Source organism: Sphingomonas sp. CL5.1 (assembly GCF_013344685.1).
Lineage (GTDB): Bacteria > Pseudomonadota > Alphaproteobacteria > Sphingomonadales > Sphingomonadaceae > Sphingomonas.
On sequence record NZ_CP050137.1, the window covers coordinates 1,509,801 to 1,524,103 of the forward strand.

Here is a 14,303-nt window from a genome sequence, read left to right on the forward strand (position 1 = left end):
GGAAAATATCCTGTCGCGCGTTCAACCTTTCGGCCGGCGCGAGTGTGGAAGCGGCGGCCATGATCAGGTGTAACGGATCATGAGGAGTGCAATGATGAAGAAGCTGGTTTGGGGCCTCGTCGCCACCGGAATGCTGATCGGTGCCGCCACCGCGGCGGATGCTGCGCAGGGCTGCGGCCCCGGCTGGCATCGCGGCCCTTATGGCCGTTGCCACCCGGATCGCCGCCCGGTCTATATCGCGCCCGGCCCGGTGGCGATCGGCGTCTTCTATCCCGGACGCGGCTGGTGGGATGGCCATCGCTACTGGGGTCACCGTTATCGCTGGCACGGCGGGTGGCGCTATCGCTGACGAGCTGACCGATACGAACAGACCGCTCCGCGAACACTGGAAGACGCGACATCCCGACGTCGCGCCTTCCAGACGCGAACGGCTTCAACCGCGCTGCTCAAGGAATTCGGTCACCCCGGAAAAGCGCCGCTATCCCGAAGAGTTGCCACAGGCCCACTCGCTGAGTGATGAGATATTGAAACCGCCTCGATCAGGCGGTTGGGACGATCTTGGAAAGCTCGGCCTGCGCTTCCTCCAGAAAGGCGGATACCAATCGCGATTCGCGGAGGTTGATCGAGGTCACGAAGGCATATTGATGCGTGATCGGCGGCGCAAAACCGCGCATCGCCAGATCGTCGCGAAGGTAGCCACGGGCGAGCAGCCGGTTGACGATCGCGATCCCCACGCCGCGCGCGGCCAGCGCGCAGGCGGAGCCATGGGTATGCGTCTCGATCGCGACCATCGGGCGCAGGCGATAATCGGCGAACGCCTGATCGACCTGGATGCGCCACTGTCGCCCGGAACCGAGCAGGATCAACGGCTCGTCGCGCAGCAGGTCGGGAGTGAGCACCTCATGCGCGGCGAGCGGATGGTGCGCCGGCAGCACGCAGGCCGATCCGCTCGCCACCAGGGGTTCGCAATGGAGATTGTCGCCCGCGACCGGCATCTTCATGAAGCCGCAATCGACCACGCGGGTCGCGATCATCATGCGGCTGGTTTCCTGGCTGCGTGAATCGAGGTTGAAACGCACGCCGGGATGCTTTCGCAGGAAGCGGGCGACGATCGCGGGCAGCACGCCTTCGGAGAAGCTCGGCGGGGCGACGACGCTCAGTTCGCCGGCCGCCGAATTGGCGATATCCTCGGCCAGATTCGAGACGCGCTGCAATCCGGCGAGCGCGAACTCCACTTCCTCAGCGAGCAGCCTGCCGTCCTTGGTGGGCACGAGCTTGCCGCGATCGCGGTAGAACAGCTCGAAGCCGATCGCGCGCTCGAGCTGCGCCAGCGTGCGGCTGACACCGGGCTGGGTCATGCCGAGATTGGCCGCCGCGGCGGTGGCCGAGCCGGTGCGCATCACCTCGGACAAGGTTTCCAGCGCGCGCACCCCGAGCGTGGCGAGCGGGCGGCGCGGCCCGGCGCTCATCGCTCAGCCTTCCGCGTCGGCGACGATCGGCAGGATGATGCGCGAGGGATGATCGCGATCGACGAAGACACTGTTGCGCGCGACCGCCGGCGGCGCGTCCGGCACGCGCCAGTCGCTGTTCGGATTGACGTCGAAATGCGGGAAATTGCTGCTCGACACCTCGATGCGGATGCGGTGCCCGGCGCGGAACAGGTTGCTCGTCGGGAACGCGCGGACAGTGAGGGCATGGACCTTTCCCGGCTCCAGCGGCTGCGGATGCTCGAACGAATTGCGGAAGCGCGCGCGCAGGATGCCATGCGCGAGGTTCAGCGCATAGCCCCGCGGATAGTCGGGGTTCGGCGGATAGACATCGACCAGCTTGATCGTGAAATCGGTGTCGACCGCCGAGGAAGCGACGTGCAGATGCGCGACGACATTGCCCGTCACCTCGACATCGCGTGCGAGCGGCCCGGTCTCGAACACCAGCACGTCGGCGCGATCGGCGAGCGCGCGGCCGGGATGGCGCGCGCCGAACAGCGTTTCCGTCTCGCGCTGGTCATAGCCGCCCGCGAACATCACCGGCGCGCCGGACGCGATCGCGCCGCCGATCGTCGGCACCGGATCGGCAGGGTCGAAATCATAGGATAGCGGCCGGGCGTCCGCTTCCGGCGGCGTCTCGCGCAGGATACCGTCATCGTGCAGGAACATCGCCACGTCGCGCGCGCGGGTGGGTGGCCATGCCAGCTCGTCACGCCAGCGGCCGCCGTGATCGAGCCGCCCCGCCGCCGTCCGCCGCCCGCTGCCGCCGCCCATCACGAAGATGCGCACCGGCGCGGGGAGGTGCGCGGGCGCGTCCTCGCGGCCCAGCATGTGCCGGTCGAACCAGTCGCGGCGCAGCGTGAAATAGTCCGGCCCGACATGGCCGTCGAGCACCGCTTCCGCGCCGAAATCCGCGTCGCCGGCATAGGTCACCGATCGCTGCCCATGCGTCCACGGGCCGAGCACCAGCTTGATCGGACCGCGCTTGATCGGGGCGAGCGCGGTGAAATTGTCGATCGCGGTCTGCGAATAGGGATCGTACCAGCTCGCCATATGCACCGCCGGCACATCGGCATAATCACGATAGGCATCGAACGCGTAGATGCCGCGCTGCTTCCAGAAATCGGTCAACCGGTCATTGTCCCATTGCTCGACGACATAGGCTTCATATTCCGGCGCGGCGGCGAGCGGCGAACGGCCGATGCGCCAGCGGCGGCCGATCCATTGCTCGATCGATTCGCGCTCCAGCGCGGCGCGGCGCGCTGGATCGGCGGCGGTCTCCGGCGATTGCAGCGCGTGCTTGCGCGCCCAGGTGAGCTGCTTCAGCTCGAACGCGCCGCCCTGCCGCGCGCCGCCGTGATAGGCGCTGGAGAAGCCGCCGGAATCGAGGAACATCGCCTTGAGGCCCGGCGGGTCCAGACAGGCCAGCGCGTTCTGCACATGCGCGCCATAGGACAGGCCGAGCGTGCCGATCCGCCCGTCGCACCACGGCTGTTCGAGCAGCCAGGCGAGCGTGTCCGCCCCGTCCTCCGCTTCGCTGAGATATTTGGTGAATATGCCCTCCGATCCGAAGCGGCCGCGGCAATCCTGCAGGACATAGGCATAGCCGGCTTCGGCGAACCACCGCGCGATCTCCGGCTTGGGGCGTGGCACGGGATCGGCGGCGGTGAGGTCACCGTGATTGGTGCCGCGCTTGTCATAGGGTGTCCGCTCCAGCAGCACCGGGAACGGCCCCGGCCCGGCGGGGAGGTAGATGTCGGTCGCCAGATGCACGCCGTCGCGCATCGGCACCATGCGGTCGCTCAGGATGGAGGTCATGGTCAGTAACCGACCAGCACGGCGATCATCAGCGCCGCCGCCGACAACAGGGTCAGCAGCGCGAACAGCGGCGCGGCGAAGCGGAACCAGCGGTTGTACGGGATGCCCGCCGCCGCGAGATAGGCGAGCAGCATCCCCGAGGTCGGCGCGAGCATGTTGACGAGGCCGTTGCCGAGCAGGAACGCGAGCACCGTCGTCTGCCCCGACACGCCCGCCGAAGCCGCGATCGGGCCGAGCACCGGGATGCTCAGCGCCGCCTTGGCCGAGGTAGAGGGGATCAGCAGCGTCAGGATCATCTCCACGCCCATCACGATCGGCGCGACGATCACCGGCGACATGCCGTGGATGCCGGAGGAGACCGCCTCGATGATCGTGTCGAGGATCTGCCCGTCGCGCAGGATCACCTCCACCGCGCGACCCATGCCGACCAACAGGGCGGCGAGCATCATCGATTTCATCCCGTCGACGAACAGCGCCACGCCCGTCCGCGCCGGCATCCGCGCGGCGAGCGCCATCACCGCGGCGGCGGAGATGAACAGGGCGGTGAACTCGCCGTCGCCCCAGCCGAATTCGAGCGACCCCACCACCAGCAGCACCAGCGTCGCGCCAGCGATCAGCAGGATCGCGAGATGGCGCGGGGAGAGGCGCTCGTCCTCGATTGGCGCTGGCGTCGAGACGATCCGCGCCTCGCGCAGCACGTAGAGCATCGCGATGGCGAGGAACGTCACCCAGATCGCCAGCCGAAAGCCTAGTCCGCTGAACACCGGCACGTTGACGATCGGCTGCGCGATCAGGAGCGCAACCGGGCTGGTGACGGAGGCAAGGTAACCGACCTTCGCGGCGAGGGTGACGATCGCGAAGCCGAACATCCGGCTCCGCCCCAATCGCTCGGCCAGTGCGATCATCACCGGGATCAGCAGCAGATATTCGGAGATCATGCCGAGGAACGTGCTGCCCGCCGAGAAGGCGAGCATCAGCACCGGCACGAGGATCGCCATCCGCCCCCGACTGATACCGATCAGCCGCTGGATGCCGGCGTCCAGCGCCCCCGTCGAGCGCATCACGCCGAACATCCCGCCCAGCGACAGGATCATGAAGATCAGCGGCGCGGATTTCTTCAGCCCCACCGGGATCGAGGTGGCCAGCGCGACCGGGCTGACCGGCCGCGCCTCGCCCGCCGCCGCCTTCCCCGGCAGCAGCGCCGCCGGCCCGAGCGGCTTGGGGAGCGATCGATAGGTGCCGGCGATCACCGGCGCATTCTCCTTGTCGGAGACGCGCTGGTGCTCGCCGGAGGGAATGACCCAGGTCAGCGCGATCGCGAGGATCATCGCCGCCAGCATCATCAGCACCGGATCGAGCGATCCGTGGTGCCTGCCTTGCCCCGTCATCGTATCGCGCCCGCCGTCGCCAAGCCTACAGCTTCACCGAAAAGCGGGCGTAGAGGAAGCGCCCGCGCGCGTCATAGGTGTAGATATCGTAGTTGATCGGCGCGTTGGCATAGGATGCCGGCGGCTGCGTATCGAACAGGTTGTTGACGCCGATGCCGAAGCGCGTGCGCCCATCCGCGACGTCGAAGCCGACCTCGGCGTCGATATAGGTCACCGCGCTGGTGCGGGCGTCCTTCACCGGGTTCACCACGTCGGTGGTGCTGCCGATGTAGCGCGCGCGCAGCGTGGCGTTGGCGCCGTCACCGTCCCAGTTGAGCGAGGCCTGCCCCTTCCAGCGCGGATAGGTCGCGCGCGGCTGGTCGCCCTTGCCGGCGCGGTTGTCGACGATCGTGCCGCCGGTCGCCGGATCGGGCGAGACGGTGCGGAACGAGCCGAGATAGGAAGCGTCGACGATCGCGCCGATCCGCCCGATGCCGGTGGTGAAATCGTAGCGCACCGTCGCGTCCACGCCGTCGGTAGTGATCGAATTGAGGTTCTGCGCGCCTTGCAGCAGGTTGAGGATCGCCCCCGTGTTCGCGTCGCGCTGGACGAGATCGCAGAACACGCCGGCCCGCTGCGCGCATAGCTGCATGATCTGCGTCGCCGATTGCGAGGCGATCGCGTTCTTGATCCTGATGTTGTAATAATCGACCGTGATCGACAGGCCGTGAACCGGCGTCAGCGCGATGCCGGCGCTGATGCTGTCGGACGTCTCCGGCTTGAGGCTGGCGTTGCCGCTTATCACGCCCGGGATCAGGCCGTTCAGATTGTAGTTGATCTGGTTATAGCCGGTCGGCACGCCGACGCAGCCCGGCCTGTTCGGGTTGGCCGAGGCGCCGCCGTTGCACGGATCGGTGCCCTGGAAGCTCGTCTGCCGCGCGCCCTGATACAGTTCGAGGATCGATGGCGCGCGGAAGCCCTGCGCATAGGTGCCGCGCAGCAGCACCCCCTCGATCGGGCGATAGCCGAGGCCGCCCTTGAACGTCGCCTTGCCGCCCACCGTCGAATAGCGCGAGTAGCGCCCGGCGAGGCTGAGATCGAGGCTCTTGCCGAACGGCGAATCCTTCAGCACCGGCACCGACAATTCGCCATAGACCTCGTGCAGGTCGTAAGCGCCGCTCGTCGGGGTGCGGGTCTGCGCGGTGGTCTTGGCATAGAGCGCGCCGTTCAGATAGGTCGGCGCGGCGTTGGCGACCGGATCGGGATTGTCCACCCCGCGATTGCGGCGATATTCGTAGCCCACCGCCAGCGCGACCTCGCCCGCCGGCAGGTTGAACAACGTGCCGGTGGCGTTGACGGTGCCGTTCCACAGCTCGGTGTAATTGGTCTCGTGCGTGGTGAAGCGGATATAGTCCGCCTGCGCCTGCGTCATCGGGCCGAACAGGTTGACCGGCACGCAGCCCGCCGCCGCCGCGCAGGTCGCGGGGTTGCCGAGCGCGAGATAGAGATTGTCGTAGTTGATGCCGTTCAGCGCGGTCGACTTGATATAATCCTTCGAATAGCTGCCGAAGGCGTCCCAGTGCCAGTTGTTGCCGAACAGGCCGAACGAGCCGTCCAGCCCGGCGGCGATGCGCCAGGTCTGCACGTCCTGGATATTGTCGCGGTTGCCGACGTCGCTCATCACCTTGCGGACGCGGAAGGCGGAATTGGCGGCGAAGGCGAGCGCGTTGCCGGCGGGCACGCCGTTCGCGGTGCCGAACGGATTGAACGGCTGGTTGTTGGGGATGTAGAAGCCGCGCACGGTGCCCGCCGTGCCGCCGATATCGAGCAGCACCGGCGAGAAGAGCTGGTCCGACTTGCGCTCGTTATAAAGCCCCTCCAGCTTGAAGTTGAGGTTGTCCGCCAGCTCGTAGTCGAACCGGCCGTAGAAGCCGTAGCGCTGCGATGGGCCGGCGGAATAGATGCCCTGCGCCTGCGTATTGTAATAATCGCCCGGCAATGCGGCGGTGTGGAAGGCGTTGTCCGCGCCCGCGCCCGGCCCGTAGAGCGTGCCCGGCGAGTTGAGCGCGATCGGGGCGCTCGATGCGCCGAAGCCGGCTGGTGTGCCGAAATAGCCGTTCGAGGCGAGGCCTGGCAGGATATAAAGTCCGTTCGGGCTGGTTCCCGGCGATGTCACCGGCACCAGCGAGGTGGTGGTCAGCGGCCGTGCGTCGGTGCGGATCGGCTTCGATTCATAATAGCTGCCCGACAGGATGATCGAGGCGCGGCCGAAACGCTTGCCGACGTTGAGCGTCGCCGAATATTCCGCGCCGTCGCCCTTGTCGGTAACGCCCATGCGGGTCGATCCGCGAATGCCGTCGAACGGGCGGATCGTCTTGATGTTGACCACGCCGGCGATCGCATCCGCGCCGTAGATCGCGGAAGCGCCGTCCTTCAGCACCTCCATACCCTCGATCATCCCCATCGGGATGGTGTTGAGGTCCACGAAGTCGCGGAAGCCGCGCTGCCCCACCGCGTCGACCCAGCGGTGCCCGTCGACCAGCACCAAAACGCGATTTCCGCTGCCCTCGCCGCCGCCGAGATAGCGCAGGTTGATCGACGACGCGCCATAGGAGGTGCCCTGCGTGCCGTTCGAATTGAGGCTGACGCCGGCCGAGGGCAGTTTCTGGAGCAGGTCGCCGGGCGAGACGCTGCCGGACTTGGCGATGTCGTCGGCGGTGATGGTCAGCAGCGGGCCGACCGCCGCCGCGTCACGGCGCTGGATGCGCGATCCGGTGACGACGATCTCGCCCGATTCCGGCGCGTCCGCCGCCGGGGATGCCGGCAGTTCCTGCGCCCCCGCCGCCGCGCTCAGCGCGATCGTCATCAGGCTCGCGCCCAGCATCATGGCGCCCGCGCGCCTACGAAAATCCCGTTCGATCATGGCAAAGCCCCCCATCTTCTTATCGATTCGCCGCACAGGTATCGGATCGCGCGCCGGGCGATAGCTGATGGCGGAACTTCATCGGGCCATACCATGATCGGTATATGGTTGCGGGTGCGATGCAATGCCGGATTATGGCTATGCAACAAAAGTGAAAAAGCAGGCGATGTGGCGCAATCCTGATCGGCGCGGAATGCTGGGGGCGATCGGCGCGGCGGCGGTGTTCGCGTCGTCCGCCCACGCGCGGGAACGCCGGCCGATGCGCGTCATGCTGCTCGGCCAGTCGCTGATCCAGCGCGATGTCTGCCGCGAGGGCTGGCCGGGAATGAAGGCGATCGCCGCGTTGCTGCGGCGGGCGGATGTGGTGTTCACCGATCTCGAAACGCCGATCGACGGGCCGGAAGCGGGCGATCCGACCCGCGCCGACGCGACGCTCCACCGCGCGCCGCCCGAGGCGCTGGATTGCCTCAGAGCGCTGGGCGTGACGCTGGTGACGACCGCCAACAACCACGCCTGGGATCTCGGCACCGGCGGCATCCTCTCCACGATCGACGCGCTGGACCGTCGCGGCATCGTCCACGCGGGATCGGGGCGCGATCTCGCCGCCGCCGCCGCGCCCGCGATCCAGCACACGCCCGCCGGCGGCTTCGCGCTGGTCGCGGCGGCGGCGGGCGCGATCCGGCCCGGCGCGGCGGCGGCGCCGGGGCACGCCGGGGTCAACGAGCTTCGCAGGCGGGGGGACGGCACGCTGGAGCCGGCCGACGTGGAGCGCGTGCTGGCCGCGATCTGCGCCGCGCGCGCCGCTGGGGCGACGGTGCTGATGTGCCTCCACAATCATTATTGGGAACCGGTGCAAAGCGACACGCCCGCGTGGCAGAAATCCTTCGCGCGCGCCTGCGTCGACGCGGGCGCGGCGGCGTTCGTGGGTCACGGCACGCCGGTGATGCAGGCGCGCGAATCCTGGCGCGGCGCCCCGCTGTTCCACGGCCTAGGCAATTTCATCTTCCAGACGCGCAAGGCGGACGGCGCTTATGGCGCCGAGGCGTGGCGATCGACGATCGTCGAGGCGCGATTCGCCGACGGTCGTTTCATCGACGCCCGCTTTCATCCGATCCGGCTGGAGGCAGCGAAGCGCGGGGAGCTTTCATGGGGCGTGCCAACCCTCGCCCGCCATTGAAGCCAAGGCGGAGGGGGCGTGCGAGGATTCGCGGAAGCCGCCGATCTCAACAGGCAATCGGGCGGGGAGGCGCTTTGGCGCTCAACCGTTCGAGATAGGCGCAAAGCATATCGGCCAGCGCCTCCGACCAGGCGGCGATCTCCGGCGCCGTCCTCGATGTTTCCGAGAAGCTGCTGCCGACCTCGCTCAGCGTCATTTTGATCAGGTCCCCCGCGATCATGAGCGCGTCCGCTGGGGCGCCCGGCAGCGCCTCGGCCAGGAACGTCCGGAAAATCTGCGTATTCTCCCGCTTCGCCTCGATCGCCTCCGGCGCGTCGCGGTAAAGCGGCGCGGCGTCGCTGAGCGCGGTGCGGATCGCGGCCTCCTCGCATTCCGACAGGATGAACGCATGGACCAGCCGGCGAAGCCGGGCGGTCGGCGGGGTGGCGCGATCCTCCAATATGCCCTTCAACAGCGCCGAGGTGCGCCGCCACTCGTCGCTTTGCAGGCGGAACAGGATCGCGGCCTTGTTCGGGAAATATTGATAGAGCGATCCGACGCTGACGCCGGCGCGCTCGGCCACCCGCGCGGTGGTGAATCGCTGCGCGCCCTCCTTCGCCAAAACCTGAACGGCAGCGTCGAGCACCGCCTCGACCAGCAGGTTGGATCGCGCCTGTATTGGCTCCTTCCGCGTGGAGACGCGGGTGTTCCGGTCGGCCGTCATGCGGGCTTCCAGTGCGAATGGCGGATCTGACGAACTGATCGCATTTTGCGTGGCGGCAAGCAAATCGTCTGCCGTGACGCCCTTCCCGCCCCGACGAACGATCCGCGCGACGGGAAAGGCGTCAGGCAGCCACCACGCGCACGGGCACCGACTTCGCGGCGGGCGTGCCGCTGATGCGATCGTAATAATCGAGCGGCAGCAGCGGGTTTAGCTCGGGATAGTAACCCGCGACCGAGCCGCGCGGCATCGGATAGTCGATCACGGTGAGCGCCTCGACCCGTCGGCGCACACCATCGGTGCTGATCGTCTCCAGCGCGACCTGCGACCGCGCCTCGATGCCGCGCGCGATCCGGTCCGCCTCGTTCATGAACAGGACCATGCGATCGTTGTAAACGCCGCGATAGCGATCGTTGTAGCTATAGATCGTCGTGTTGAACTGATCGTGCGAGCGCACGGTCGCCAGCCGCAACATGGCGGGGTCGGCGACCGGCTCGTCGACGTCCAGCCCCGGCAGCAGGAGGAAATTCGCCTTGCCGTTGGGGGTTGGCCAGACCAGGCGGCGCGGCGGGATATCGAGGTGGAATCCCCTGGGGTCCTTGATCCGCTCGGAGAAGCCCTCGTAGATTTCCGGGTACACCTCCGCGATCTTGTCGCGGATGAGATCATAGTCGTGGATATAGGATTCCCACGGAATCCTGCTTTCCGGCAGCGCGGCCATCGCCATGCGGCAGACGATCTCCACCTCGGGCTTGAGGTCGGGACTCGCGGGGGCGAGCACGCCGCGCGAGGGCGTGACGTTCGACATCGAATCCTCGATGGTCACGAACTGCTCGCCCGCCGACGTCTCGATCCGTTCCGAGCGCGCGATCACGGGGAGGATCAGCGCGTCCCTGCCGTGGACAAGATGGCCGCGATTGAGCTTGGTCGCGATGCCGACGGTCAGCGCCAGCTTGCGCATCGCTTCATAGGACCGCTCGGTATCCGGCACGGCCCGCACGAAGTTGCCGCCCAGGCCGATGAACACCTTCGCGGTGCCCGCGATCATCGCCTCGACCGATTCGACCGTGTGATGCCCATGTTCGCGCGGTGGCTCGAAGCCGAACACGTCGCGCACGCGATCGAGATACTTCTGGCTCGGCTTCTCGTCGATCCCGACGGTGCGGTCGCCCTGGACGTTGGAATGGCCGCGGATCGGCGAGATGCCCGCGCCGGGCTTGCCGTAATTCCCCTTGAGCAGGAGCAGGCTGGCGACCTGCTGGAGCAATTGCGAACCGAACTGGTGCTGGGTGAGGCCCATGCCGTAGCAGATGATCGTCGCGCTGGAACGGATGTAGATTTCCGCGCAGCGCCTGATCTGCGCTTCCTCCAGCCCCGAATGCTCGACGATGTCGCGCCAGTCGAGCGCCATCACCTCGTCGCGCACCGCCTCCATGCCCAATGTGTGCTCGGCGAGGAAGGCATGGTCGAGAACGGTCTCGCCCGCCGCCTCGCGCTCGAACATCACCTTCATGATGCCCTTGATGAACGCGAGGTCGCCGCCGATCCTGATGTGCACGAATTCGCTGGCGATCGGCGTCGAGCCGAAGGTCGCCATCTGGATGACGTCCTGCGGCTCCGTGAACCTGATAAGCGCGCGCTCGGGCATCGGATTGACCGCCACGATCGGGACGCCGCGTTTGCGCGCCTCGACGAGGTTGGTCATCATGCGCGGTGAGTTGGTGCCGGTGTTCTGGCCGATGACGAAGATCGCCTCGGCATGTTCGAAATCCTCCAGCACCACCGTGCCCTTGCCCACGCCGATCGCGGGTGGCAGGCCCCGGCTGGTCGGCTCGTGGCACATGTTCGAGCAATCGGGGAAGTTGTTGGTGCCGAACTGGCGCACCATGATCGAATAGAGGAACGCGGCCTCGTTGGGGGTGCGGCCCGAGGTGTAGAATTCGGCCTCGTGCGGGCTTTCCAGCGCGCGCAGATGCCTGCCGATCAGCGCGAACGCCTCGTCCCACGAACACGGCACATATCTGTCGGTGGCGCTGTCATAGCGCATCGGCTCGGTGAGGCGCCCCTGCATCTCCAGCCAGTAATCCGACTTCTCCATCAGCTCCGTGACGGTGTGCTGCGCGAAGAAATCGCGCGTGACGCGGAACTTCGTCGCCTCGTGCGCCAGCGCCTTCGCGCCATTCTCGCAGAATTCCAGCGTCTTCTTGCAATCGGCATCGGGGAAGGCGCAGCTCGGGCATTTGAACCCGCCCGGCTGGTTCATCGACAGGAGCGCGCGCGATCCCTTGGTGACGACGCTCTGCTCGAGCAGCACCTTCGCCGTCGCGGCGGCGGCGCCCCAGCCTCCCGCCGGATGGTCATACGGTTTGAAGCGGGGGGCGTCCTCGGCCATAATGACGCATTCCAAGATACCTGTGGTCGCTTCATTATAGGAGCGTTCCGCATCGACTTTCCATCGCCAATAATTTCCGCCGGCGCGGGGACAATGCCCGGTATCGGCTGGCCCGTTTCCCGCCCCGCCCAACCTCTGCGCCGGCCATTATTGAGGTTGCGCGCGAGGACCAGGAAACCCTACAGCGCCATAGGGCTTTGCAGGATATCATCGCCATTCTCGGGATGGATGAGCTATCGGGAGACGACAAAGCGACGGTCGTCCGCGCGCGGAGGCTGGCGTTGCCTTTTCCAGCCGCCCTTCTCCGCCGGAGCCGGAATGTCGGACCCGGCGATACGATCGGCGGCGTCGAGCGGCTGGCGAGCGGCGGGTTTGGGGCAGTTCCTCCGACCCGCCTGACATGTTCCATGTTCTAACGGAGCGATTTCGTGGCAATTCCAGTAAGCCAGTCCGTCACAGCCAGGCTCTCCCGAACCGCCATCTTTCTGGTAGTGACGATCGCCCCGCAGAAAGAGAGCCTCGACGTCGTCCGGCGCTTCCTCGCCGACCTCTCGGGCATCGTCCGCGCGGTCGGGTTCCGCGATCTGGATGGCGGCCTGTCGTGTGTAACGGGCATCGGATCGGCGGCGTGGGATCGGCTGTTCGGCGCGCCGCGGCCGAAGGAGCTCCACCCGTTTCGCGAAATCAACGGCGTCCACCATGCCCCGTCCACGCCGGGCGACATGCTCTTCCACATCCGCGCCACCGGCATGGATCAATGTTTCGAGCTCGCCGCGCAGATCATGGTGCGGATCGGATCGGTCGCCACGATCGTCGATGAAACGCATGGCTTCAAATATTTCGACGACCGCGATCTGCTCGGCTTCGTCGACGGGACCGAGAATCCGGTCGGGCAGGAATGCACCGACGCCGCGATCGTCGGCGACGAGGACCCGGCCTTTGCCGGCGGCAGCTACGTGATCGTCCAGAAATACCTGCATGACCTGCCGAAATGGGAAGCGATCCCGGTCGAGCAGCAGGAAGGGATTATCGGCCGGAAGAAGCTGTCCGACATCGAGATAATGGATGATCTCAAACTGCCCTATGCGCACAATGTGCTGAACGTCATTCAGGACGAGGACGGCAACCAGCTCGATATCGTCCGCGACAACATGCCGTTCGGCGAGTTCGGGAAGGGCGAGTTCGGGACCTATTTCATCGGCTATGCGCGCTCGCCGAGCCGCACCGAGCGGATGCTTGACAATATGTTCGTCGGCAACCCGCCCGGAAATTACGATCGTATCCTGGATTTCAGCCGCGCCGTCACCGGCTCGCTCTTCTTCATCCCGACCTCGACGTTTCTGGATGACGTGACGCCCGGCGAGCCGCCTTCCGCCGGATCGTCGGAAGCCCGACCGCAGGAGGGCGATGCGACCGGCGATGCGCCCGTGCCGCCGGCCCACGGATCGCTGGATATCGGATCGCTGAACGAGGACTGACATGAACAACCTGCATCGGGAACTGGCTCCGATCTCGGCGGCCGCGTGGGAGCAGATCGAGGAAGAGGCGAAGCGGACGCTCAAACGCTATCTCGCCGCGCGCAAGGTCGTGGATGTGATCGGCCCCAGGGGTTTCGATCTCTCGGCGGTCGGCACGGGCCATACCAAGGCGGTCGCGCCGCTTTGCGACGGCTTGCAGGTCGTCCAGCGCGAGACGACCCCGGTGGTGGAATTGTGCGTGCCGTTCAAACTCACCCGCAAGGCGATCGACGATGTCGAGCGCGGTTCGAACGATTCCGACTGGCAGCCGCTCAAGGATGCCGCGCGCACCATCGCCTTCGCCGAGGATCATGTCGTGTTCGAGGGCTATGGGCAGGTCGGCATCAATGGCGTCCGCCAGGTCACCAGCAACGCCAAGCTCACCTTGCCGGGCGACGTGCGCGCCTATCCGGCGGTGATCGAGCAGGCGGTCAACGCGCTGCGGCTCGCCGGGGTCAACGGCCCTTATGCGCTGGTGCTCGGCGCCGATTCCTATAGCGAGATCACCAGCGAGAGTGATGACGGCTACCCCGTGCTCAAGCATATCGAGAAGCTGGTCGACAGGGAGGTGATCTGGTGTCCGGCGATCAAGGGCGGGGTGGTCGTCACGACGCGGGGCGGCGACTTCGACCTCACCATCGGGCTGGACCTGTCGATCGGCTATCGCGGCCACACCGCCGATGACGTCGAGCTATATATCCTGGAGACGCTGACCTATCAGACGCAGACCTCCGAGGCGTCGGTGATCCTCGACCTGCCGGCAAGCGGCCAGCCGAGGTGAGCGCGACCGGATCCGCGGGATCGCGATCGGGAGTAACGCGACGGGATTGAACCCCGGAAGTCGATCCGTGGCCGCGCCCAAGCTGTGGCCGGGGAGCAGGGCCGCTCGGTGGCCAGCCTTGGGCGCGCCGTGAACGGTAAT

General features: G+C 66.8%; 10 protein-coding genes. 4 read left to right on the forward strand and 6 right to left on the reverse strand.

Annotated features, from left to right (window positions below; genetic code table 11):
* Window positions 1-94 precede the first annotated feature (94 nt).
* Entirely contained in the window at window positions 95-349 is a 255-nt protein-coding gene (locus F9288_RS07385) for a hypothetical protein (protein WP_174836027.1), read from the forward strand.
* A 190-nt stretch (window positions 350-539) separates the two neighbouring features.
* Here F9288_RS07385 and F9288_RS07390 read toward each other — a convergent pair whose 3' ends face one another.
* From F9288_RS07390 to F9288_RS07405, 4 genes are read right to left on the reverse strand one after another with little or no spacing between them, the layout of a single operon-like run.
* A complete protein-coding gene (locus F9288_RS07390) occupies window positions 540-1,469 on the reverse strand; it encodes a LysR substrate-binding domain-containing protein (RefSeq protein ID WP_174836028.1) in 930 nt (309 codons plus the stop codon).
* Window positions 1,470-1,472: 3 nt separating this feature from the next.
* The gene (locus tag F9288_RS07395) at window positions 1,473-3,305 is read right to left on the reverse strand and encodes a CocE/NonD family hydrolase (RefSeq protein ID WP_174836029.1); all 1,833 of its coding nucleotides are present in this window, start codon (window positions 3,303-3,305) and stop codon (window positions 1,473-1,475) included.
* A 2-nt stretch (window positions 3,306-3,307) separates the two neighbouring features.
* Window positions 3,308-4,693, reverse strand: a complete 1,386-nt coding sequence (locus tag F9288_RS07400; protein WP_174836030.1) for a YfcC family protein — start codon at window positions 4,691-4,693, stop codon at window positions 3,308-3,310.
* Between the two features lie 25 nt (window positions 4,694-4,718).
* The gene (locus tag F9288_RS07405) at window positions 4,719-7,559 is read right to left on the reverse strand and encodes a TonB-dependent receptor (RefSeq protein WP_217482602.1); all 2,841 of its coding nucleotides are present in this window, start codon (window positions 7,557-7,559) and stop codon (window positions 4,719-4,721) included.
* Between the two features lie 202 nt (window positions 7,560-7,761).
* Between F9288_RS07405 and F9288_RS07410 the strand changes: the two genes are divergently transcribed.
* Window positions 7,762-8,772 carry a CapA family protein gene (locus tag F9288_RS07410; RefSeq protein ID WP_174836032.1) on the forward strand — a complete coding sequence of 337 codons (1,011 nt, stop codon included), beginning with the start codon at window positions 7,762-7,764 and terminating at the stop codon, window positions 8,770-8,772.
* 46 nt (window positions 8,773-8,818) lie between these two features.
* Here F9288_RS07410 and F9288_RS07415 read toward each other — a convergent pair whose 3' ends face one another.
* Together F9288_RS07415 and F9288_RS07420 are read right to left on the reverse strand one after the other, a co-directional pair.
* On the reverse strand, window positions 8,819-9,475 hold the full coding sequence (locus F9288_RS07415; RefSeq protein WP_174836033.1) for a TetR family transcriptional regulator: 657 nt from the start codon (window positions 9,473-9,475) through the stop codon (window positions 8,819-8,821).
* Between the two features lie 121 nt (window positions 9,476-9,596).
* The gene (locus F9288_RS07420; protein WP_174836034.1) at window positions 9,597-11,864 is read right to left on the reverse strand and encodes an FdhF/YdeP family oxidoreductase; all 2,268 of its coding nucleotides are present in this window, start codon (window positions 11,862-11,864) and stop codon (window positions 9,597-9,599) included.
* Window positions 11,865-12,292: 428 nt separating this feature from the next.
* Here F9288_RS07420 and F9288_RS07425 point away from each other — a divergent pair, with 428 nt between their 5' ends.
* Both F9288_RS07425 and F9288_RS07430 read left to right on the forward strand, forming a co-directional pair.
* The gene (locus F9288_RS07425; protein WP_174836035.1) at window positions 12,293-13,342 is read left to right on the forward strand and encodes a Dyp-type peroxidase; all 1,050 of its coding nucleotides are present in this window, start codon (window positions 12,293-12,295) and stop codon (window positions 13,340-13,342) included.
* 1 nt (window position 13,343) lies between these two features.
* Complete coding sequence (locus F9288_RS07430) at window positions 13,344-14,162, forward strand: family 1 encapsulin nanocompartment shell protein (RefSeq protein WP_174836036.1); 819 nt, start codon at window positions 13,344-13,346, stop codon at window positions 14,160-14,162.
* The last annotated feature ends 141 nt before the right edge of the window (window positions 14,163-14,303 follow it).

Bases quoted from the DNA above. Each gene is read 5' to 3' on its own strand.
- F9288_RS07400 (WP_174836030.1), bottom strand. From the start codon at position 4,693: ATGACGGGGCAAGGCAGGCACCACGGATCGCTCGATCCGGTGCTGATG.
- F9288_RS07395 (WP_174836029.1), bottom strand. From the start codon at position 3,305: ATGACCTCCATCCTGAGCGACCGCATGGTGCCGATGCGCGACGGCGTG.
- F9288_RS07420 (WP_174836034.1), bottom strand. From the start codon at position 11,864: ATGGCCGAGGACGCCCCCCGCTTCAAACCGTATGACCATCCGGCGGGA.
- F9288_RS07430 (WP_174836036.1), top strand. From the start codon at position 13,344: ATGAACAACCTGCATCGGGAACTGGCTCCGATCTCGGCGGCCGCGTGG.
- F9288_RS07410 (WP_174836032.1), top strand. From the start codon at position 7,762: ATGTGGCGCAATCCTGATCGGCGCGGAATGCTGGGGGCGATCGGCGCG.
- F9288_RS07405 (WP_217482602.1), bottom strand. From the start codon at position 7,559: ATGATGCTGGGCGCGAGCCTGATGACGATCGCGCTGAGCGCGGCGGCG.
- F9288_RS07390 (WP_174836028.1), bottom strand. From the start codon at position 1,469: ATGAGCGCCGGGCCGCGCCGCCCGCTCGCCACGCTCGGGGTGCGCGCG.
- F9288_RS07385 (WP_174836027.1), top strand. From the start codon at position 95: ATGAAGAAGCTGGTTTGGGGCCTCGTCGCCACCGGAATGCTGATCGGT.
- F9288_RS07415 (WP_174836033.1), bottom strand. From the start codon at position 9,475: ATGACGGCCGACCGGAACACCCGCGTCTCCACGCGGAAGGAGCCAATA.